We start from the raw sequence: 20,366 nt of genomic DNA on the forward strand, positions 1-20,366 counted from the left end.
AAGCGAGCACTACGACAGCCATGGCTGAGGCTCAGAACATTCCGGCGGGGTCCACCACCACCGGGTCCATCGCGGTGGCCGCCGAGTCGACCGTCGCCACGCGCATGAGCGCGCCCCCGTCCTTCGACGTAGCGGACTTCCCGGTCCCGCACGGCCGCGAGGAGGAGTGGCGGTTCACGCCGCTGGAGCGGCTGCGCGGGCTGCACGACGGCACCGCCGTCGCGACCGGTGGCGCCGTCAAGGTCGCGGTGGAGGCCCCCGAGGGCGTCACCATCGAGACCGTCGGCCGTGACGACGCCCGGCTCGGCCGGGCCGGCACCCCGGTGGACCGCGTCGCCGCCCAGGCGTACTCGTCCTTCGAGCAGGCCTCGGTCATCACGGTCGCCAAGGAGGCCGTGCTTGCCGAGCCGATCCGGATCGCCGTGCACGGCGAGGGCGGTGTGGCCTACGCCCACCAGGTGGTCGAGCTGGGAGCCTTCGCCGAGGCCGTCGTCGTCATCGATCACACCGGTGACGCGGTCGTCGCCGGCAACGTCGAGTACGTCCTCGGTGACGGCGCGAAGCTCACCGTCGTCTCCGTCCAGGACTGGGACGACACCGCCGTCCACGCCGCCCAGCACAACGCGCTGATCGGCCGGGACGCCACCTTCAAGTCGATCGTCGTCACCTTCGGCGGCGACCTGGTCCGGCTCCACCCGCGGGTCGCCTACGCGGGCACCGGCGGCGAGGCCGAGCTCTTCGGTCTGTACTTCACCGACAAGGGCCAGCACCAGGAGCACCGCCTCCTGGTCGACCACAACACCCCGCACTGCAAGTCCAACGCCGTCTACAAGGGCGCGCTGCAGGGCCAGGACGCGCACGCCGTATGGATCGGTGACGTTCTCATCCAGGCCAAGGCCGAGGGCACCGACACGTACGAGATGAACCGCAACCTGGTTCTGACGGACGGTGCGCGGGTCGACTCCGTGCCGAACCTGGAGATCGAGACCGGCGAGATCGTCGGCGCCGGTCACGCCTCCGCCACCGGCCGCTTCGACGACGAGCAGCTCTTCTACCTGATGTCCCGCGGCATCCCGGCCGAGGAGGCCCGCCGACTCGTCGTGCGCGGTTTCTTCGCCGAGCTCGTCCAGCAGATCGGTCTGCCGGACGTCGAGGCCCGTCTGCTCGACAAGATCGAGGCCGAGCTGAAGGCTTCCGTCTGATGGCCTTCGTCAAAGTCTGTGCGCTGAGCGAGCTGGAGGAGGACACCCCGAAGCGGGTGGAGCTCGACGGTACGCCGGTCTCCCTGGTCCGCACCGAGGGCGAGGTGTTCGCGATCAACGACATCTGCTCGCACGCGAACGTCTCACTGTCCGAGGGAGAGGTCGAGGACTGCATGATCGAGTGCTGGCTGCACGGTTCCAGCTTCGACCTGCGCACCGGTAAGCCGTCCGGCCTTCCCGCGACGCGCCCCGTCCCCGTATACCCCGTCAAGATCGAAGGGGACGATGTGCTCGTCTCCGTCACCCAGGAGTCCTGAGTCACCCATGGCAACGCTTGAAATCCGCGACCTGCACGTCTCCGTCGAGGCCGACAACGCCACGAAGGAGATCCTCAAGGGCGTCGACCTGATCGTGAAGCAGGGCGAGACCCACGCCATCATGGGCCCCAACGGGTCCGGCAAGTCGACCCTCGCGTACTCCCTCGCGGGTCACCCCAAGTACACGATCACCAGCGGCACGGTGACCCTGGACGGCGAGGACGTCCTGGCGATGACCGTCGACGAGCGCGCCCGCGCCGGCCTCTTCCTGGCCATGCAGTACCCGGTCGAGATCCCCGGTGTCTCGGTCTCCAACTTCCTGCGTACCTCCGCCACCGCCGTCCGCGGCGAGGCGCCCAAGCTGCGTACCTGGGTGAAGGAGGTCAAGGAGACGATGGCCGACCTCCAGATGGACCCGGCGTTCGCCGAGCGCAACGTCAACGAGGGCTTCTCCGGCGGTGAGAAGAAGCGCCACGAGATCCTTCAGCTGGAGCTCCTCAAGCCGAAGGTCGCGATCCTCGACGAGACCGACTCCGGCCTCGACGTCGACGCTCTGCGCGTCGTCTCCGAGGGTGTCAACCGGGTCCGCGAGACCGGCGAGGTCGGCACGCTGCTGATCACGCACTACACGCGGATCCTCCGTTACATCAAGCCCGACTTCGTGCACGTCTTCGCCAACGGCCGTATCGCCGAGTCCGGCGGCGCCGAGCTCGCCGACAAGCTGGAGAACGAGGGCTACGAGGCATATGTGAAGGGTGGCGCTTCCGCGTGACACAGCTGCCGGGCCTCCTCGACACCGAGGCGATCCGCAAGGACTTCCCCCTGCTGGATCGTACGGTCCACGACGGGAAGAAGATCGTTTACCTGGACAGCGCGGCGACGTCGCAGAAGCCGCGCCAGGTGCTCGACGCTCTCAACGAGTACTACGAGCGGCACAACGCCAACGTCCACCGAGGTGTGTACACGATCGCGGAGGAGGCCACGGCGCTGTACGAAGGCGCCCGTGACAAGGTCGCCGCGTTCATCAACGCGCCGAGCCGCAACGAGGTGATCTTCACCAAGAACGCCTCGGAGTCGCTCAACCTGGTGGCGAACATGCTCGGCTGGGCCGACGAGCCCTACCGGGTGGACCACGAGACCGAGATCGTCACCACGGAGATGGAGCACCACTCCAACATCGTGCCGTGGCAGCTGCTCTCGCAGCGCACCGGCGCGAAGCTGAAGTGGTTCGGCATCACCGACGACGGCCGCCTCGACCTGTCCAACATCGACGAGATCATCACGGAGAAGACGAAGATCGTCTCTTTCACGCTGGTCTCCAACATCATGGGCACGATCAACCCGGTCGAGAAGATCATCCGCCGCGCCCAGCAGGTCGGCGCGCTGGTCTGCATCGACGCCTCGCAGGCCGCCCCGCACATGGTGCTCGACGTGCAGGCGCTGCAGGCCGACTTCGTGGCCTTCACCGGTCACAAGATGGTCGGCCCCACCGGCATCGGTGTGCTCTGGGGCCGCCACGAGCTGCTGGAGGACCTGCCGCCGTTCCTCGGTGGTGGCGAGATGATCGAGACCGTGTCGATGCACTCGTCGACATACGCCCCGGCGCCGCACAAGTTCGAGGCGGGTACGCCCCCGATCGCGCAGGCCGTCGGCCTCGGCGCGGCCGTGGACTACCTTTCGGCGATCGGCATGGACAAGATCTTCCAGCACGAGCACGCGATCACCGAGTACGCGGTGAAGCGTCTCCTGGAGGTCCCGGACCTCAAGATCATCGGTCCGGCCACCGCGGAGGACCGCGGTGCCACGATCTCGTTCACGCTCGGCGACATCCACCCGCACGACGTGGGCCAGGTCCTCGACGAGCAGGGCATCGCGGTCCGGGTCGGACACCACTGCGCACGGCCGGTCTGCCTGCGGTACGGAATTCCTGCGACGACGCGAGCGTCCTTCTATCTGTACTCCACGCCTGCCGAGGTCGACGCCCTGGTGGACGGTCTGGAGCACGTACGGAACTTCTTCGGCTGAGGGTTGACTGGTGAAGCTTGATTCGATGTACCAGGAAGTGATCCTGGACCACTACAAGCACCCCCACGGGCGCGGCCTGCGGGACGGCGACGCCGAGGTGCACCACGTCAACCCGACGTGCGGCGACGAGATCACGCTCCGGGTGAAGTACGACGGCGAGACCATCGCCGACGTGTCGTACGAGGGTCAGGGCTGCTCCATCAGTCAGGCCTCCGCCTCCGTGCTGAACGATCTGCTGGTCGGCAAGGAGCTGGGCGAGGCGCAGAAGATCCAGGAGACCTTCCTGGAGCTGATGCAGTCGAAGGGTCAGCTGGAGCCGGACGATGCGATGGAGGAGGTGCTGGAGGACGCGGTCGCGTTCGCCGGTGTCTCGAAGTACCCGGCCCGGGTCAAGTGCGCGCTGCTGAGCTGGATGGCGTGGAAGGATGCGACGGCGCAGGCGCTGTCCGAAGGGAAGACGGCATGAGCGACAACGAGACTCTCACCACCAAGCCGGCCTCCGAGGAGGAGGTCCGCGAGGCCCTGTACGACGTCGTCGACCCCGAACTGGGTATCGACGTCGTCAACCTGGGCCTGATCTACGGCATCCACATCGACGACGCCAACATCGCCACCCTCGACATGACGCTGACGTCCGCGGCCTGCCCGCTGACCGATGTCATCGAGGACCAGGCGAAGTCCGCGACCGACGGCATCGTCAGTGAGCTGCGGATCAACTGGGTCTGGATGCCGCCGTGGGGCCCGGACAAGATCACGGACGACGGGCGCGAGCAGCTGCGTGCGCTCGGCTTCAACGTCTGAGTCATGCGCATGGCCGAACGGCCCCCGGCTTCGGCCGGGGGCCGTTCGGGGTTGTTCGTCCGCCGTACGCATGGTGTGTGTCCGCCGTTGGCGCGGGAACCGGAGCCCACTCCTCGACATCACGCCGACGAGAGGCACGCTGTGCTGCATCAGCTTTCGCTCCGGAACCGGCGGGCGTCCACCGCCGCGGCCGGCGTTCTTGCGCTGGCCGCCCTGGGGGTCAACACCTCTGCGCACGCCGCTGCTTACGGGCTCAGCATCCGGGACATCCGGAAGAACGCCGCCGACCAGTATCTGATCGTGGCCGGCTCCTGGGCGGCCGATGACAACTCCGACCCGTACGCCCTCTACTCGTGGGACGGCGTCGCCGGACACGCGCCGGTCAGGCGGGCCGATCTGCCGACCGCCGACCCGGGCGGCTGGGAGGCCGTCGTCGACGTGCCGGACCTGACGGTGCCGGGTGTGCGAGCGCAGCTGATCACGGACGCCGGCTCTGCCGATCTGTACGGGGACGGCACGGAGGCGAAGGACCTCGACCACGCCGAGTGGAAGAAGTCCCGTTCCGTCCGGTTCACCGTCAGCAGCTGACGAACGGGCGCGACTTCGCGTTTTTTCATGGCGAACGGCCATGACCGCCGGGCAGACTGGCGGTCATGGCCGTTTCCTTTTACTCCATCGTCGTCGACGCCCACGATCTGCCGTCGCAGGCCCGGTTCTGGTGCCGGGTGCTCGACTGGAAGGTGCTCTTCGAAGCCGACGACGAAATCGTCATCGGTGCCGACAAGGACGCCGTGCCCGGCATCACTTTCGTCCCCGTACCGGAGGAGAAGACGGTCAAGAACCGGCTCCACATCGATCTCGCCCCCGACGACCAGGCCGTGGAGGTCGCGCGGATCACCGGCCTCGGGGCCACCCGGCTGGACGTCGGCCAGCGCGCCGATGCGGGCTGGGTGGTACTGGCAGACCCCGAGGGGAACGAATTCTGTGTGCTGAGCCCGAAGAACTCGCTCATCGACTGAGAGCCGCCTGCACCCGAACCCGGGTCGGGCCCGTTTGCGCGGGCCCGACCCGCGCTCACGGGCCGAACTGCGGGGGTACGGCAGCGGCTTCGGCGAGCACCGGCCCCAGGTTCTCGTTGCGCATCCGGCGGTCCACGTACAGCAGCCCGGTCACCAGCTGCGAGAACGTCGCCGAGACGAGCTGGCCGACCAGCTGGCCCAGCAGTGATACCACCAGGTACCCGCTCATGGCGACAATGACCGCTGTCGGATTCGGGTCGGAGCCCAGGCTCTCCATGCCGATCATGCCGGGGAACATGCCGAGGATCGAGAACGGCAGCTGGATGATGTAGCTCGCCACGGCCGCCGTGACCATGGCCAGCAGCGAGATGCCGAAGATCCGCCACCAGTCACCGCGCACCAGCTGCGACGAGCGGCGCAGCGCGGCGATCGGGCGCTGCCCCTCGAAGACCGCGGCCGCGGGGGCCAGCGAGAACTTCACCCAGAGCCAGATCGCCAACGGGGCGGTGGCCAGGACCCCCAGGATGCCCACCGCGATCGCCACCCCGCTGCCGGATCCGCTGTCCAGGGTGATGAAGGCGATCGTCATGGCGATGAAGGCGACCATCATGAGCACCACCGGGATCACCGCGACCAGGGAGGTCAGGAGCACCGTGCCGATCACGGCCGGGACCCGCGCCCAGGCCCGGCGCCAGATGATGCCGAAGGTGGTCGGCCGGCCCAGAACCGCGTCCTGCAGAACCGCCGGAACCGTCGCGTACATCATCGCCGTGGCGGTCATCAGTACCAGGACGGCCACCAGCCAGACGGCGCCGAAGGCGATCACCAGCGGCACGATGTCCTCCGTGCTCGGGCTCTCCTCCGAGGAGAGCTCGACGACCCGGTGCAGAGGGCCACTGACCGCGGAGTACGCGATCGCGACCGCCGCCCCGACCACGACCAGCGCCCCGCCGTACACGGCCGCTCCCACGCCGAACAGCTGCTTCCAGTAGCGGCCCATCGTGGAGAAGGCCCCACCGTATATGTCCCCGAGGTTGAGGGGCCGGAGCGGTATCACCCCGGGCTTCGGCGGCGGCATCCAGCCGCCGCCCCATCCCGGTGGCCCGGGAGGCCCCCCGTACGGCGCTCCTCCGTACGGTGTGCCGCCCCCGGGCACACCGCCGCCCCACCCTGCGTCCTGCGCCACTGCTGCTCCGTTGTCTGTTGTCGTTGCTGTGTGCCGGTCGGGACACCGTAGCGGTCCGGACCCGGGAGCGGATCCTGGCCGGCGGCACCGACCGCTGCGGGCCGGGGCGCCGGGCCCGGCCAACCGATGTGTACGGACGTACGCAACGATGCGTACACTCGCACACATGGGATACGGACTGCTGGCCGCGGCCATCGCGGCGGAGGTGGCCGGGACGACGGCCATGAAGTACAGCGAGGGCTTCACCCGGCTGTGGCCCTCGCTCATCACCGTCGTCGGCTATCTGCTGGCCTTCTCGCTGCTCGCACAGACCCTGAAGACACTCTCCATGGGTACGGCGTATGCCATCTGGGCAGGGATCGGCACGGCCGCGGTCGCCACCATAGGGGTCCTCTTCATGGGCGAGTCCGGCAACCCGGTCAAGGTGGCGGGCATCGCCCTGGTCATCGCCGGTGTGGTGGTGCTCAACCTGGGCGGAGCCCACTGATGGCCCGCCGTTACGACCCCGAGCGCCGCGGACGCATCATCGACGCGGCGATCCGGGTGGTGGGCGCCAAGGGCATCGCGGGGCTCAGTCACCGCTCCGTCGCCGCCGAGGCCGATGTGCCGCTCGGCTCGACGACCTATCACTTCGCTTCGCTCGACGAGCTGCTGATCGCGGCACTTCGCCGGTCGAACGAGAACTTCGCCCTCGCCATGCGGGAGAGCGAGGCGCTCATCGCGCCGGACGCGGACCTCGCCGAGGAGCTGGCCCGGCTGCTCGGGGAGTGGTTCTCCGGCGGGCGCGGGCGACTTGAGCTGGAGTACGAGCTGTATCTTGCGGCGCTGCGCCGGCCCGCGCTGCGGCCCGTCGCCGCCGAGTGGACGGACGGTATCGCCGAGCTGCTCGCCGGACGCACCGACCCGGCCACCGCGCGGGCGTTGATCGCGCTGATGGACGGGATCTGTCTGCAGGTGCTGCTGACAGGCGGGACATACGACGCGGCGTACGCGCGGGAGATGCTGACCCGGATCATCGGCTGACCCGGGCTGACCCTGGCCGGCCCGGGCGTCGGCGCATCGCTCATCGGCCGACCGGGGCGACCGGCCGGTTCAGCCGCCGACCGTCGTCAGCGCCGCCCGCACGCTCGCCTCGATGTCCGTGATCGGATACAGCGCCTCGCGGACTGTCCGGTCCCGGTCCACCACCAGCGTCAGCCGCTTCAGCCGGCTGACCCCCGCGACCCGGAACGTCGGCAGGCGCAGCGCTGCCGTCAGCTCCAGCTCCGCGTCGGACAGCAGCGGGAAGCGCAGTCCTTCCGCGTCCGCGAACGCCCGCTGCTCGTCCGGGCGTTGGGTGGAGACTCCGCGCACGCTCGCCCCCGCCGCCGTGAACTCGGCCAACTGGTCGCGGTACGTACAGGATTCGAGGGTGCAGCCGCGCGCGCCCGGGATCTCCGCCCAGCCGGGCGGATATGCGTCCCGACGGGCGTACGCGCCCGGAAAGCAGTACAGGACGGTGTACGGGGTGTCGGCGACCGGGTCGCTCAACACGCCGTAGCTGTCGAGGAGTTGCAGCTCGGGCAGGCGTGTGCCCACCAACGCGTGCACCCGCGCCGCCTCGCGGGACGCCTCCGTGGCCGTCGCCATCGTCTCTCCGTCTCCCGTCACCCAGGTGTCGCCCCAGTCCTGGAGCGCGATCAACACGGGCAGCAGTGCCCGGCCGCGCGGGGTGAGCCGGTACTCGTACCGGGCCGGGCGGTCCTGGTACGGCTCCCGGGTCAGTACGCCGGCGTCGACCAGCAGGCGCAGCCGCTCGGTGAGCACCTTGCGGGACATGCCCAGCTCCTGCTGGAGCGCGTCGAAGCGGTGCACCCCGCGCGCGGTGTCCCGCACGATCAGCAGGGTCCACCAGTCGCCGACGACATCGAGGGCCTGGGCGATCGCGCAGTCGGCGTCGGCCAGGCTGGTGCGCTGCGGCATTGCTTCGTCTTCTTCCGTTCTCTTCCCCAGGTCGGCCACGGCTGGATTGACCCGCAGAATGCATGCTGCCATAGTCCGTTCCCAAGGGGAACTCACTGGGGAGGGTGCTGCGGATGGGGATGCTGCGGAACGTGCCGCGGACGGTGCGGCTGTTGGCCTTCGGCGCCTTCCTCAACGGAGTCGTCAGCTTCACCTTCGTCTATCTCTTCGTCTATCTGACCGGACCGCGTGAACTGACCGTCCCGCAGGCCGGGGTGATCGCGGGCATCGGCGGGGTCGGCCTGGTCGCCGGGAACTTCACCGGCGGCTGGTTCGGCGACCACTACGGCCACCGCCGGATGCTCCTCGCGGGCGCGCTGGTGAGCGGCGCGGCGCTCGTCACCCTGCCGGTCCTGCCGGTCGCGGCGATGTACGGGGTGCTGCCGCTCGCGCAGTACGCGGCCGGCGTCGTACGCGCCGCCAACTCCGCACTCGTCGCCGTCTCCGTGCCCGAGGGCGGCCGACGCCAGAGTTTCGCCGTGATGCGTGCCGGCGGCAACGCGGGCTTCACCGTCGGCCCACCGCTCGGCGCGCTGATCGCCGCCCACTTCTCGTACGGCTGTCTGTTCGTCGTCGACGGCCTGGGGACGCTGGTCTTCGCCGTGTACGCATCGAAGGTGCTCCCGGCGCGCGGCACCGTACACACCCGGCCGGCCCACAACCCCGACGCGCCCGGGCTCCGCCGGGAGCTGCGGGCCAGGCCGGCGGTGCCGGTGCTGCTCGCCGCGATCCTCTGCGTGGACCTCGTCTACCGGCAGCAGTACTCGACCCTGCCGGTCTTCCTCGCCGATCACGGCCACAGCACCGAGTTCTACGGCTGGCTGCTCGCCATCAACGGCGGCGTCATCCTCTGCCTCGAACTCCCCGTGACGCACGCGCTGCGCCGACGGGCGCCGCTGAGCATCGTCGGCGCCGGTCTGTTGCTGGTGGGGCTGGGGTTCGCGGCGCTGATCCCGGGGGCGGGGGTGCTGTTCGCCGTCACCATGATGGCGTCGGTGACCGCGGGTGAGATCCTCTACAAGACCACCGCCACGGCGTACGTCGCCGACCAGGCGCCCGTCCATGCACAGGGCCGCTTCCAGAGTCTGTACGCGGGCGCCTCCATCAGCGGGCAGGTGCTGGCGCCACCGCTCGGCGGCGCGCTCTACGCCACCGCGCCGCAGCTGCTCTGGCCGGCCTGTGCGTTGCTGGCGGGCGGCGCGGGCCTCGCGGTGCTGGCGGCGCGGCGGCTGAGAGGGCCCGGGCCGGTAACCGCGCGGGGGCCGGTGCGCGACGTGCCTGCCGGTCAGGCGCCACCCGTACGGCAGGCACAGTCCGGGTGACCGGATCGTGCGAGGCCGGCGGGGGCTGTGCGGTGACCGTCCGGCGAGACCGGTTGGCTCCGGCGGGGCCTCGCCGGTTAGGTTTCGTGTCATGACCGACACGACTTCTCGCACCACCGGCGCCGTCGCCGCCGGCCTCGCCACCATCGCCGGCGACGGTTCCGTTCTCGACACCTGGTACCCCGACCCCGCGCTCACCGCCGAGTCCGGCCCGGCCGGAACCGAGCGGCTCACCCCCGACCTCGCCGTGAACCTGCTCGGTGAGGGTGCGGCCAAGGCCATCGGCGTGGACGCCCGCCGCGGTGTCGAGATCGTCGCCGTCCGTACGGTCATCGCCTCGCTCGACGACAAGCCGCTCGATGCGCACGACGCGTACCTGCGCCTGCACCTCCTCTCGCACCGCCTCGTCCAGCCGCACGGCCAGAACCTGGACGGCGTCTTCGGCCTCCTCACCAACGTCGCCTGGACGTCGCTGGGTCCGGTCGCCGTCGACGACCTGGAGCACGTGCGGCTGAACGCCCGCGCCGACGGCCTGCACCTCCAGGTCACCTCGGTCGACAAGTTCCCCCGGATGACGGACTACGTCGTACCGAAGGGCGTCCGGATCGCCGACGCCGACCGGGTCAGGCTCGGCGCGCACCTCGCCGCCGGTACGACCGTCATGCACGAGGGCTTCGTCAACTTCAACGCCGGCACGCTCGGCACGTCGATGGTCGAGGGCCGCATCTCCGCGGGCGTCGTGGTCGGCAACGGTTCCGACATCGGCGGCGGCGCCTCCACGATGGGCACCCTCTCCGGCGGCGGCAAGGAGCGCATCGTCATCGGCGAGCGCTGCCTGATCGGCGCCGAGGCCGGCGTCGGGATCGCGCTCGGTGACGAATGCGTCGTCGAGGCCGGTCTGTACGTCACCGCCGGTACGCGCATCACGCTGCCGGACGGCCAGATCGTCAAGGCGCGCGAGGTCTCCGGCGCCTCGAACATCCTCTTCCGCCGCAACTCGGTCACCGGCGCCGTCGAGGCCCGCCCGAACAACGCGGTGTGGGACGGCCTGAACGACGTCCTGCACAGCCACAACTAGCTTGTAGCGGCGAGGAGTTCCTCGTACGCCCTGCGCAGCCCGTCGGCCGCCTCGCGCCCGGCGGGCTGCAGCGGTTCCCGGACCGGGCCCGCGTCGAGCAGCGCCTTGGCCGTCACGGTGCCGGGCAGCCCCGACGCCATCATCAGCTCAGCCAGCGGCACAGTCAGCCGATTGAGCCGGGCGGCCTCCGTGGTGTCCCCGGCGTCGAACGCGTCGAGAACCGCCCGCAGTTGCCGGGGTGCCACATTGGCGACCGTGCTGACGTAGCCTGTCGCGCCCACCGCGTACAGCGGCAGGTTGAGCTCCTCGCAGCCCGAGTAGTACGCGAGCGAGGTCGCGCCGATCACCTTTGTCGAGCCGAGCAGGTCGTACGCGCAGTCCTTCACCGCCATGATGCGCGGGTGCTCGGCCAGTCGCAGCAGGGTCGCCGGCTCGATCCGGGTGCCGGTGCGGCCGGGGATGTCGTACAGCATCAGCGGAATGCCGGTCGCGTCGGCGACGCGCCCGAAGTGCGCCTCGACGGCGGCCTGCGGGGGTCTGCTGTAGTACGGCGTCACGACCAACAACCCGTCCGCGCCCGCCTGTTCGGCCTGTTGCGCCAGCTGCACGGTGTGCCGGGTGTCAGAACTGCCGACCCCCGCGACGAGCGGTACGCCGTCGCCGACGGCTTCCCGGACCGCGCGCAGCAGTGCGGTCTTCTCGGCGTCGGTGGTGGTCGGGGACTCGCCGGTGGTCCCGCTGAGCACCAGGCCGTCGCAGCCGTCGGCGACGAGGCCGGCGGCATGCTTCCCGGCCGCGTCCAGGTCCAGGTCGCCGTCGGCGGTGAACGGAGTGATCATGGCGCAGAGGGCGCGGCCGAAGGGAGCTGCGGATGCTGTCATGTCCGAAGTGTCGGACAGTCGGACCGTAAAGGTCCACTTAGTTCTTCTTGGGCTGAAGAGGAAGGAACGCTGAACAATGGTCGTTGGAGCCCGGTCCGCGCTCTGGCAGGATCGAACGCCTATGCGGCAGGCCGACACGGGGGCGGGTGCATGAGCATGCGGAAAACGGCGAGTACGTGGAACGGGAAGCGAAGAGCGGTGGCGGCCGTGTGCACGGCCGGGGCGTTGGCCCTGTCGCTGTCGGGATGCGCCGGATTCTTCGTTCCGGCGGGTGAGGGGGAGCCGGGGCCGACGCCGAGCGTCTCGCACACACCCGGCCGGGTGCACGCGGAGAAGCTGCAGCCGGGTGACCTGTCCACCGCCCCGCCCGCCACCAGCGACGTGCCCAGCCCCGCCCCGCCGCCGAGCGCTGCCGCCCGGGCCGACTGCCCGTCCTCCGGCCTCGTCGTGGACATGGGCGAGGTACAGGCGGCGCTGGGCCACCGGGCCGTGGGGCTCACCCTCACCAACTGCGGCAGGAAGCCGTACCGGGTCGACGGCTACCCGTCCGTCCGGGTCCTCGACGACGAAGGCGAACCGCTGCCGGTCAAGGTGAACCCGGGCTCCTCGTACGTGGGAACCGACCCGGGTCCGAAAGAGATCATGCTGAAGCCGGGGAAGACTCTGCACTCACTGCTCGCCTGGGTCTCCACCGCGACCGGCGGCGACCTCATCGAGGGCGACGCGCTGGAGATCGCACCGGCCCCGGGGCTGGAAGCGCGCACGTTCCCGCTGAAGGGGAGCGACGTACGGCTGCTCGACGAACTGAACATGACCGCCTGGAGCACCGCGTCGCCCCAGTAGCGCCGCCGGGCGGCTCAGAGGGCGAGCTTGAAACCTTCGTGGCTGCGGTCGAAGCCCAGCGACTCGTAGAACCGGTGTGCGTCGGCACGCCGCTTGTTGCTGGTCAGCTGCACCAGCGCGCACCCCCGCAGTCGGGCCCGGTCGACGGCCTGCTTCATCAGCTCCCGCCCCAGCCCACCGCCCCGTCGGTCGGCCCTGATCCGCACCGCCTCGATCAGCGCCCGCTCCTCGCCGCGCTTCCCGAGCCCCGGTATGTACGTGGCCTGCAGGCAGCCCAGCACCGTGTCGCCGTCCACCAGCACAAGCATCTCGTTGCGCGGATCGCTCTCGATATCGGCGAAGGCCTTCTCGTACGCCTCGTCGACCACGACCGAGGCCGGGTCGACGGCCCGGTTCTCATCGGCGAGGAGCGCGAGGACGGCGGGCAGGTCGGCACGGGTGGCGGTACGAAGGATCACGCCCCGGAGTCTGGCACGGGTGCCTGAGCGCTCAGCAGCCGGATACGGTGCGGCCGCGTGGCCGGCCGGCACCGGGCTCCCGTGAGGCCGGTGGTTGACCTCAAGCGTGCTTGACGTATCAGGGTGGTCGTCAGCGGCGCACCGCAGGGGTGTCCCGGTGAGGAGGGCCGACATGGGCGTGCGATTCGAGTCCCGTCCCGATGTCGCCCGGGGCAATGTGGGCCTGAGGGGGTGTCCGAACGCGTCGATTCCCCGGCTGTACGCGGCAGTTGCCGAGGCCCGTCGGGTGACCGGCCGCCGTCCGTCCTGGGAACCGAGTGGCATGGGCGAAATGCGTCTACGCTTGGTCGGCCTGGGACCACCGCCCCCTGCGGGCCGGTCCGAGCCCGTACCCCCGTACGTCCGAGGAGAACCACCTGATGTCCGCAGAGCGCCCCACCCTGCCACCGGTACGGCTGCACCCCGAGGCGGAGCTGGCACGGGACGCGCTCGCCGCGCCGCTGCTGGCCCGGGCCGTCCGGCTCGCCCGCTGGGCGGGACCCGGGACCCGGGTCGGCGCCGGCGGGGAGCTCGTCGAGGCGCAGCTGCCCGCCGCGGCCGAACACCTCGGGCTGGCGGCGGACGAGGACGGTGCCGCGGAGGCCAGTGAGGCGTGGCGGCTCGCGGTCGACACCGGGCTCCTCGACGTCCACGACCCGGAGGGGGACGATGCCGGAGACGATGCCGAGGGGACCGTCAGCGCGGGCGAGAACCTGGGGCTGCTGACCGGCGGCTCCCCGCAGGACGTCCTCACGATCTGGCTCGACGGCCTGGAGGCAGTGCACGCCGACGCCACCGCACCCGTCTTCGACGACTTCGCCGATCTCGTCGGCGAGGACGGCTCGATCGACTTCGACGCCCTGGACTGGGACCCGGAGGCGGAAGCCGAATTTCTCGACGGCGTGCTCGGCAACCTGTATCTGCTCACGGTCGGCGACGGCAGCGAGGGCGAGGCACCCGTACCGCTGCCCGCGCTCGCCGCGTCGATGATCGTGCCCGACGACATGGGCGAGCCCACCGACGACATCCTGGAACAGGTGTCGGAGGCGATGATGCGCCTCGACGACCAGTTCCGGCTTCTCGAACCGATCGGGATCGTCGCCTACCGGCCGCTGGACGAGACGCTGCTCGTCGAGGAGGGCGAGGAGGCCCAGCCGCCCGCCGACGAGGAGGACGTCAGCCGGTACGGCATGGTGCGGCTGACCCCCCTCGGCCTGTACGGCATCCGGGCCCGGATGCTGGAGGCCGGCATCGATGCCCCGGCGATCGGCGATCTCGCGGACAAGGGCGCGGACACGCTCCTCGGCGGCATCGCGTACTACCCGGAGGCGGCGGCGCGCAGCGAGGTCGAGCAGTGGCTCGCCCGCCGCGGCGCGGACGGAGCCGCGGGCGAACTGCTGGACGCGGCACGCGGCGCGGACCAGCAGGCCCCGCTGCGCAGGCTGCACTGTCAGCAGGCGCTCGCCCTGGTCGGCGCGGAGGCGGAGCCCGCGGTCCGTGCGGTGCTCGACGACGCGGAGCTGGGCGGTCTCGCCCGGGTCTGGCTCGCCGAGCGCGGCGCGGCGGACGTGCCCCCGCCGCCGGAGTCGATGATCTTCTGGCTCGCCATCGACACGATCGCCGCCCAGCTGGAGGCGGACGGCGATCTGGACGAACTCCAGGGGCTGATCGAGGGGCTCTCCGGCCAGCACAGCGGGTTCTTCGACGAGGCGTGGCGGGTGGCGCACCCGGCGACGGCGGACGTCCTGGAGGCGATGGGGCGGCTGCACAGCGACAAGAAGAAGGCGAAGGAAGCACGGAAGGCGGCGTTCAAGGCGCGGTCGCGTTCGGGCGGCTGAGCGGGGCGGCCGGGCCGGGCTGTCGGGCCGGGCAGCCGAGCGGAGGGTGGCGGTAGGGACTCTGTGAAGGTTCACAGAAAGGGTGCCGCTTGAAGACGCCCTCAGTTCAACTGGTGTTAGTGCAGGGGCGGCAGCGTGAGGCCGCAAACACCCGTCCCAGCAGCTCCAGGAGTTTCGTGATGCCCTTCACGCGCAGGGAATTCACCAAGCAGTCCGCCCTCACCGGCGCCGGTATCGCCCTGACCGGTACCGTCGCCGCCCTGGCTACCGCGCCTGGTGCCCTCGCCGCCCAGGAGCCCGGCCACGACGACCACGACGGTGATGACCACGGACACGTTCACAGCGACGAGCCCGGCTACGGACCGCTGGTCTCCGACCCGAAGGGCATACTCGCGCTGCCCGCCGGATTCTCGTACCGCATCATCACCCACAGCGGTGTCACCAAGCTGGAATCCGGCGAGTACACCCCCTCCAACCACGACGGCACGGCCACCTTCGAGGGACCGCGCGGCGTCACCCTGCTCGTCAACAACCACGAGCTGAGCGGCACCCGGGCCGGCTGGGAGCACCCCGTCCCGCTCGCCGAGGGCCTCGTCTACGACCCGATCGCCGCCGGTGGCTGCACCGTCGTCGAGACCCGCCGCGATGGCCGCACCGCCGAGTGGGTCGGCATCGCCGGCACGTCCACCAACTGTGCCGGTGGCGCCACCCCGTGGGGCACCTGGCTCACCTGCGAGGAGACCGAGGACAAGGCCGGCAAGAACGGTCTGCTCAAGGACCACGGCTACGTCTTCGAGGTCGACCCGTACGACGAGCGCGCCAACCGCGACCCGCGCCCGATCAAGGCGTTCGGCCGGTACGCCCACGAGGCTGTCGTCATCGACCCCAAGCTCGGCCACGCCTACCTGACCGAGGATGCGGCCGGCCCCAACGGGCTGCTCTACCGCTGGGTTCCGCCGCACGGCTTCAAGCACGGCCGCGGCAAGCTGCGCACGCTCGCCGACGACGCCGGTGTCCTCCAGGCCACCAAGTGCTTCGACAAGAGCGGCAAGTTCGTCGACGACCTGTCCCGCGCCACGAAGATCGGCACGGTGTACGGCGTGGACTGGGTCGACGTCGTCGACCGTGACGCCAAGACCGTCTCCGTACGCAAGCAGTTCGGCGACCAGGACGTCACCCGCGCCCGCAAGCTCGAAGGCATGTGGTGGGGCGACGGCGGCGTCTACATCGTCTCCTCGTTCGCCCGCGCGGAGAGCCCCGTCCAGCACGACGGCCAGGTCTGGTTCTACGACCCGAAGCGCCGCACGCTGACGCTGAAGGTGCTCCTCGGCGTGAACGCCGACCCGTCGAAGGACGGCGCCTTCGACGGCCCGGACAACATCACCGTCTCGCCGTACGGCGGTCTGGTCATCGCCGAGGACGGCGAGGGCGTCCAGCACCTCTTCGGCGCGACGGAGAGCGGCCGCACGTACCCGATCGCACGCAACGAGCTGAACGCGGGCACGGCCGAGAAGCCGGAGTACAGCGAGTTCACCGGTGTCACCTTCTCGCCCGACGGGAAGACGCTGTTCGCCAACATCCAGACGCCCGGCATCATGCTCGCCATCACCGGCCCGTGGAAGCGCCAGCCGAACGGGCGCTGACGCACCGTCCGGACGCGCACGGAAAACCCGTCGCGCGTCCGGAGGCCGGTCTTCTAAGGTCCTGTCTGTGCCCAGGTGCGCAGGCAGGACCTACTTCCACTCTCAATGGGGATGTCGCGGGTTCGAGTCCCGCCACCGGTTTTCGAACCGGTGTAGCTCAGGGGATAGAGCACCTTCGTCGGTTCCGCCGGCTGTGATCTCTGGGCATATACAGCTTCAAGTAATTGCACGCACCTCCCGGTGCGCAGGCTACGGCTACTTCTTCGAAACGAGTTCCGCCGTCGCCGACCTTGATCTCGGGAGGCACAGCACCGGTGCCCGGTGCGCAGGTGACGGATACTTCTCGGATCTGACGGTTGCGGGTTCGAGTCCCGCCCGGCCACGGTCGGTAGCTCAATGGGTAGAGCATCAGGCAAGCCCGTCGCCGACTCCTGATCTCGGGCACCCATGCGCTGTGTCTTTCCCCAATGAATTCGGGGGAATTCACCATGGCACGCTTCAACGTCCGTACCGCCAAGGCGAATGCGAATTCGCCCGTGAAGTCGACCGGGCGCACCGCGCCCACCCGTCAGGGTGGCCGTGGAAATCTCCGGGACAACCGTTCCGAACTCTTCCTGCTTGCCGTCGCCAATTTCGTCTCGCAGCAGACCTTTTACGAGAACGCCGAGCAGCGCGACAGCCGATTCGCCGCCCTGGTACGCATCCTTGCGGTGGGCGACCCCGACTGGACCGCCGGACTGCTGGGATGGCTGCGCCGCGACGGCGGGATGCGGACCGCGGCGATCGTCGGCGCCGCCGAGTATGTGAAGGCCCGGCTCGATGCGGGGGCCGAGGACGGGCCGTCCAACCGGCAGGTCGTCGACTCCGTCCTGCTGCGCGCCGACGAGCCCGGTGAGCTGCTGGGGTACTGGACCTCGCAGTACGGCCGTACTGTGCCCAAGCCTGTCAAGCGAGGGATCGCCGACGCCGTACGCCGCCTCTACAACGGCAAGTCGCTGCTGAAGTACGACACCGCGTCCAAGGGCTACCGCTTCGGCGACATCCTGAACCTGGTGCACGCCGTGCCCGACCCGGAGAAGGCATGGCAGGGCGAGCTGTTCCGCTATGCCCTCGACCGCCGGCATCACCCGGACGCGGCGGTTCCGCCCGCCTCGAACCGCACCCTCACCGCCCACCGGGCGCTGATGGAGCTGCCGGTCGAGGAGCGACGGGCCGTGATCACCGCGCCCGACGGGGCGGAACGGCTGGCCGCAGCGGGCATGACCTGGGAGGCCCTGGCGGGCTGGCTGCAGGGTCCGATGGACGCCGCGGCATGGGAGGGGGTCATTCCGTCGATGGGGGCGATGGCGCTCGTCCGCAATCTGCGCAATTTCGACGAGGCGGGCGTCTCGGACGAGGTCGCCGCGCAGGTGGCGGCGAAGATCTCCGACCCGGCCGTGGTCGCCGCATCGCGGCAGTTCCCGTTTCGCTACCTCGCGGCGTACCGGCACGCTCCGTCGCTGCGCTGGGCGTACCCGCTGGAGCAGGCGCTCGGCCACTCCCTCGTGAATGTTCCGGCGCTGCGGGGGCGGACGCTGATCCTGGTCGACCGCTCGGGCTCGATGTGGTCGCCGCTCTCGGACCGTTCGCAGCTGAACCGGGCCGACGCCGCCGCGATCTTCGGTGCGGCGCTCGCGCTGCGGGCTGCCGATGCCGATCTGGTGGAATTCGGCACGAACAGCGCACCCGTGGCCTTTCGCAGGGGCGAGTCCGTGCTGAAGATTCTGGACCGGTTCGGTGATCTCGGTGGCACCAACACCGCGGATGCGGTCCGCCGGCACTACCGCGGCCACGACCGGGTGCTGATCGTCACGGACGAGCAGGCGTCGTTCACGTACTGCGGGGATGCCACCGAGGCCGTCCCGGTGAGTGTGCCCGTGTACACCTGGAATCTGGCCGGATACCGGGTCGGGCACGCCCCGTCCGGAAGCGAGAACCGCCACACCTTCGGGGGTCTTTCGGACGCCGCATTCCGCATGGTTCCCCTGCTGGAGGCGGGGCGGGACGCCGACTGGCCCTGGAAACGCTGATTACGAATCCGGCATCAGTGGGCCCCCAGGAGCGGTCGGGCATGGCGTCGGGCGTCCCGGAGGCGCATACTCAACGTAATGAAACAGTCAGCCGGATCCCGGCGTCACCTGCCTTCCAGTCCCTTCAACCGCCCGGCCCAGGCGGCCCCACCGGTCGAATGCTTCGATGTGGGCGACAGGGTGTCGCACGACCAGTTCGGACTCGGTCGAGTCCTCGCTGTCGAGGGCGACAACGACGCAGTGCTCATCGACTTCTCGGGGCGACAGGGGAGGATCCTGAGCCCGTACTCCAAGCTGACCAAGCTCTGAGAGGGACGACGAGCGTACGAAGCGTCCGTCCCGCACTCCCCTTCCGGGGCACCTGAGATCCAGCAGGTGCCCCGAAAGCCATTTCAGGAGCCGGGCTCCAGGGGTGTGCGGAGCGGCCTTCTACAGCGCCTGGGCGGCGGGCTTGACCATGCCGCGGACCGTGCGCGACTTCACGAAGTCACCCATTGCCGTCATCTCCCACTCGCCGGAGAACTGCTTGATCAGCTTCGCCATCATCACGCCGGTCTGCGGCTCGGCGCCGGTCAGGTCGAAGCGGACCAACTCCTCGCCGGAGGTCGCGTCGATCAGCCGGCAGTAGGCCTTGGCGACCTCGGTGAACTTCTGGCCGGTGAACGAGTTGACCGTGAAGACCAACCCCGTCGCCTCCGGGGGGATCCGGCCCAGGTCCACGACGATCACCTCGTCGTCCCCCGCGCCCTCGCCCGTGAGGTTGTCGCCGGAGTGCTTGATCGCACCGTTCAGGATGGAGAGCTTGCCGAAGTAGCAGCTGTCCAGGTGGTTCCGGTTGGGGCCGTAGGCGATCACCGAGGCGTCGAGGTCGATGTCCTTGCCGCGGAACGCGGGTTCCCAGCCCAGCCCCATCTTGACCTGGGAGAGCAGCGGGCGGCCGCCCTTGACCAGGGACACCGTCTGGTTCTTCTGGAGGTTGACCCGGCCCTTGTCGAGGTTGATCTTGCCGGAGCCGGCGGGCGCCGGAGCGGCGACGGGCGGGGCCGCGGGCGCGGCGGTCCGCGGGTCCACGGGGGCGGCGGCAGGCATCGGGGGTGCTACCGGGGCGGGCGGTGCGGCGGGCTCCTCGACCGAGACGCCGAAGTCCGTGGCGATGCCCGCCAGCCCGTTGGCGTAGCCCTGGCCGACCGCTCGGGCCTTCCAGGCGCCATTGCGCAGATAGACCTCGATGACCACGAGCGCCGTCTCGGCACCGAGACGGGGCGGGGTGAAGGTGGCGAGCACACTGCCGTCGTCCGCGTTGCGGACGGTGGCGGTGGGCTCGATGCCCTGGAATGTCTGACCCGCCGCGTCCGGGCTCGCCGTGACGACGATCTTCTCGATGCCGGGCGGCACCGCGGCGGTGTCCACCACGATCGCGTCCGGCGCCGTGCCGCCGCCGGAGCGGTAGGTCACGCCGGGGCCGGTGGGCTGGTTGTAGAAGATGAAGTCGTCGTCGGAACGCACCTTGCCGTCGGCGGTGAGCAGCAGGCCCGAGACGTCGAGCCGCACCGGGGCGGCGACGTCCACCGCCACGCGGGCGGTGGGGAGAGGGATGTTCGAGCCGGGGGTCATAACGGTCATGCCCGGGGTAACGAACGACCC

21 protein-coding genes and 1 pseudogene are annotated in these 20,366 nt (G+C 70.1%); 17 read left to right on the forward strand and 5 right to left on the reverse strand.

Annotated features, from left to right (window positions below):
• Positions 1-20: 20 nt before the first annotated feature.
• The 8 genes and pseudogenes from sufD to ACWCP8_RS14980 all read left to right on the forward strand — a co-directional run bounded on the left by sufD (position 21) and on the right by ACWCP8_RS14980 (position 5,364).
• Entirely contained in the window at positions 21-1,202 is a 1,182-nt protein-coding gene (sufD, locus tag ACWCP8_RS14945; protein ID WP_352264552.1) for a Fe-S cluster assembly protein SufD, read from the forward strand.
• Complete coding sequence (locus tag ACWCP8_RS14950; RefSeq protein WP_030919832.1) at positions 1,202-1,519, forward strand: bifunctional 3-phenylpropionate/cinnamic acid dioxygenase ferredoxin subunit; 318 nt, start codon at positions 1,202-1,204, stop codon at positions 1,517-1,519. The genes sufD and ACWCP8_RS14950 overlap by 1 nt, the downstream gene beginning before the upstream one ends.
• Positions 1,520-1,526: 7 nt before the next feature.
• A complete protein-coding gene (gene sufC, locus ACWCP8_RS14955; protein WP_030919835.1) occupies positions 1,527-2,291 on the forward strand; it encodes a Fe-S cluster assembly ATPase SufC in 765 nt (254 codons plus the stop codon).
• On the forward strand, positions 2,288-3,544 hold the full coding sequence (locus ACWCP8_RS14960; protein ID WP_326603016.1) for a cysteine desulfurase: 1,257 nt from the start codon (positions 2,288-2,290) through the stop codon (positions 3,542-3,544). The genes sufC and ACWCP8_RS14960 overlap by 4 nt, the downstream gene beginning before the upstream one ends.
• A 10-nt stretch (positions 3,545-3,554) precedes the next feature.
• Positions 3,555-4,010 carry a Fe-S cluster assembly sulfur transfer protein SufU gene (gene sufU / locus ACWCP8_RS14965; protein ID WP_326631193.1) on the forward strand — a complete coding sequence of 152 codons (456 nt, stop codon included), beginning with the start codon at positions 3,555-3,557 and terminating at the stop codon, positions 4,008-4,010.
• The gene (locus ACWCP8_RS14970; protein ID WP_030974666.1) at positions 4,007-4,345 is read left to right on the forward strand and encodes a metal-sulfur cluster assembly factor; all 339 of its coding nucleotides are present in this window, start codon (positions 4,007-4,009) and stop codon (positions 4,343-4,345) included. Before sufU ends, ACWCP8_RS14970 begins: the two co-directional genes overlap by 4 nt.
• Positions 4,346-4,594: 249 nt before the next feature.
• Positions 4,595-4,933: pseudogene (locus ACWCP8_RS14975) on the forward strand (hypothetical protein); the annotation flags it as partial.
• A gap of 65 nt (positions 4,934-4,998) precedes the next feature.
• A complete protein-coding gene (locus ACWCP8_RS14980; RefSeq protein WP_382831254.1) occupies positions 4,999-5,364 on the forward strand; it encodes a VOC family protein in 366 nt (121 codons plus the stop codon).
• Between the two features lie 55 nt (positions 5,365-5,419).
• On the opposite strand, the gene ACWCP8_RS14985 is transcribed toward ACWCP8_RS14980, so the two are convergent.
• Complete coding sequence (locus ACWCP8_RS14985) at positions 5,420-6,442, reverse strand: DUF7847 domain-containing protein (RefSeq protein WP_451116258.1); 1,023 nt, start codon at positions 6,440-6,442, stop codon at positions 5,420-5,422.
• A gap of 274 nt (positions 6,443-6,716) precedes the next feature.
• Here ACWCP8_RS14985 and ACWCP8_RS14990 point away from each other — a divergent pair, with 274 nt between their 5' ends.
• The gene (locus ACWCP8_RS14990) at positions 6,717-7,037 is read left to right on the forward strand and encodes a DMT family transporter (RefSeq protein WP_267005785.1); all 321 of its coding nucleotides are present in this window, start codon (positions 6,717-6,719) and stop codon (positions 7,035-7,037) included.
• Entirely contained in the window at positions 7,037-7,573 is a 537-nt protein-coding gene (locus ACWCP8_RS14995; protein ID WP_352264558.1) for a TetR/AcrR family transcriptional regulator, read from the forward strand. The genes ACWCP8_RS14990 and ACWCP8_RS14995 overlap by 1 nt, the downstream gene beginning before the upstream one ends.
• Before the next feature lie 69 nt (positions 7,574-7,642).
• Here ACWCP8_RS14995 and ACWCP8_RS15000 read toward each other — a convergent pair whose 3' ends face one another.
• A complete protein-coding gene (locus tag ACWCP8_RS15000; protein WP_451116261.1) occupies positions 7,643-8,512 on the reverse strand; it encodes a winged helix-turn-helix transcriptional regulator in 870 nt (289 codons plus the stop codon).
• A 113-nt stretch (positions 8,513-8,625) separates the two neighbouring features.
• Between ACWCP8_RS15000 and ACWCP8_RS15005 the strand changes: the two genes are divergently transcribed.
• Both ACWCP8_RS15005 and dapD read left to right on the forward strand, forming a co-directional pair.
• On the forward strand, positions 8,626-9,873 hold the full coding sequence (locus tag ACWCP8_RS15005; RefSeq protein WP_451116263.1) for an MFS transporter: 1,248 nt from the start codon (positions 8,626-8,628) through the stop codon (positions 9,871-9,873).
• A 91-nt stretch (positions 9,874-9,964) separates the two neighbouring features.
• Positions 9,965-10,951 (forward strand): 2,3,4,5-tetrahydropyridine-2,6-dicarboxylate N-succinyltransferase, encoded by a 987-nt coding sequence (gene dapD, locus ACWCP8_RS15010; protein WP_352264563.1) that lies wholly within the window; start codon positions 9,965-9,967, stop codon positions 10,949-10,951.
• Here dapD and dapA read toward each other — a convergent pair.
• Positions 10,948-11,832 (reverse strand): 4-hydroxy-tetrahydrodipicolinate synthase, encoded by an 885-nt coding sequence (dapA, locus tag ACWCP8_RS15015; protein ID WP_451116265.1) that lies wholly within the window; start codon positions 11,830-11,832, stop codon positions 10,948-10,950. The two genes, dapD and dapA, sit on opposite strands and share 4 nt — an antisense overlap.
• Positions 11,833-11,982: 150 nt before the next feature.
• On the opposite strand from dapA, the gene ACWCP8_RS15020 reads away from it, so the two are divergent.
• Entirely contained in the window at positions 11,983-12,675 is a 693-nt protein-coding gene (locus ACWCP8_RS15020; RefSeq protein WP_352264566.1) for a DUF4232 domain-containing protein, read from the forward strand.
• 14 nt (positions 12,676-12,689) lie between these two features.
• Here ACWCP8_RS15020 and ACWCP8_RS15025 read toward each other — a convergent pair whose 3' ends face one another.
• Positions 12,690-13,133, reverse strand: a complete 444-nt coding sequence (locus ACWCP8_RS15025; protein WP_355999940.1) for a GNAT family N-acetyltransferase — start codon at positions 13,131-13,133, stop codon at positions 12,690-12,692.
• A gap of 419 nt (positions 13,134-13,552) precedes the next feature.
• Here ACWCP8_RS15025 and ACWCP8_RS15030 point away from each other — a divergent pair, with 419 nt between their 5' ends.
• The 4 genes from ACWCP8_RS15030 to ACWCP8_RS15045 all read left to right on the forward strand — a co-directional run bounded on the left by ACWCP8_RS15030 (position 13,553) and on the right by ACWCP8_RS15045 (position 19,031).
• Entirely contained in the window at positions 13,553-15,010 is a 1,458-nt protein-coding gene (locus ACWCP8_RS15030) for a hypothetical protein (RefSeq protein ID WP_352264569.1), read from the forward strand.
• A gap of 179 nt (positions 15,011-15,189) precedes the next feature.
• The gene (locus tag ACWCP8_RS15035) at positions 15,190-16,653 is read left to right on the forward strand and encodes an alkaline phosphatase PhoX (protein WP_451116268.1); all 1,464 of its coding nucleotides are present in this window, start codon (positions 15,190-15,192) and stop codon (positions 16,651-16,653) included.
• A gap of 488 nt (positions 16,654-17,141) precedes the next feature.
• Positions 17,142-18,722, forward strand: coding sequence for a TROVE domain-containing protein (locus tag ACWCP8_RS15040; RefSeq protein ID WP_451116270.1), 1,581 nt, complete (start codon positions 17,142-17,144; stop codon positions 18,720-18,722).
• Positions 18,723-18,800: 78 nt separating this feature from the next.
• A complete protein-coding gene (locus ACWCP8_RS15045; protein ID WP_014156926.1) occupies positions 18,801-19,031 on the forward strand; it encodes a hypothetical protein in 231 nt (76 codons plus the stop codon).
• 120 nt (positions 19,032-19,151) lie between these two features.
• Here ACWCP8_RS15045 and ACWCP8_RS15050 read toward each other — a convergent pair whose 3' ends face one another.
• A complete protein-coding gene (locus ACWCP8_RS15050) occupies positions 19,152-20,345 on the reverse strand; it encodes a TerD family protein (RefSeq protein ID WP_451116272.1) in 1,194 nt (397 codons plus the stop codon).
• Between the last annotated feature and the right edge of the window lie 21 nt (positions 20,346-20,366).

It is taken from the genome of Streptomyces sp. NPDC002206, from assembly GCF_053593595.1.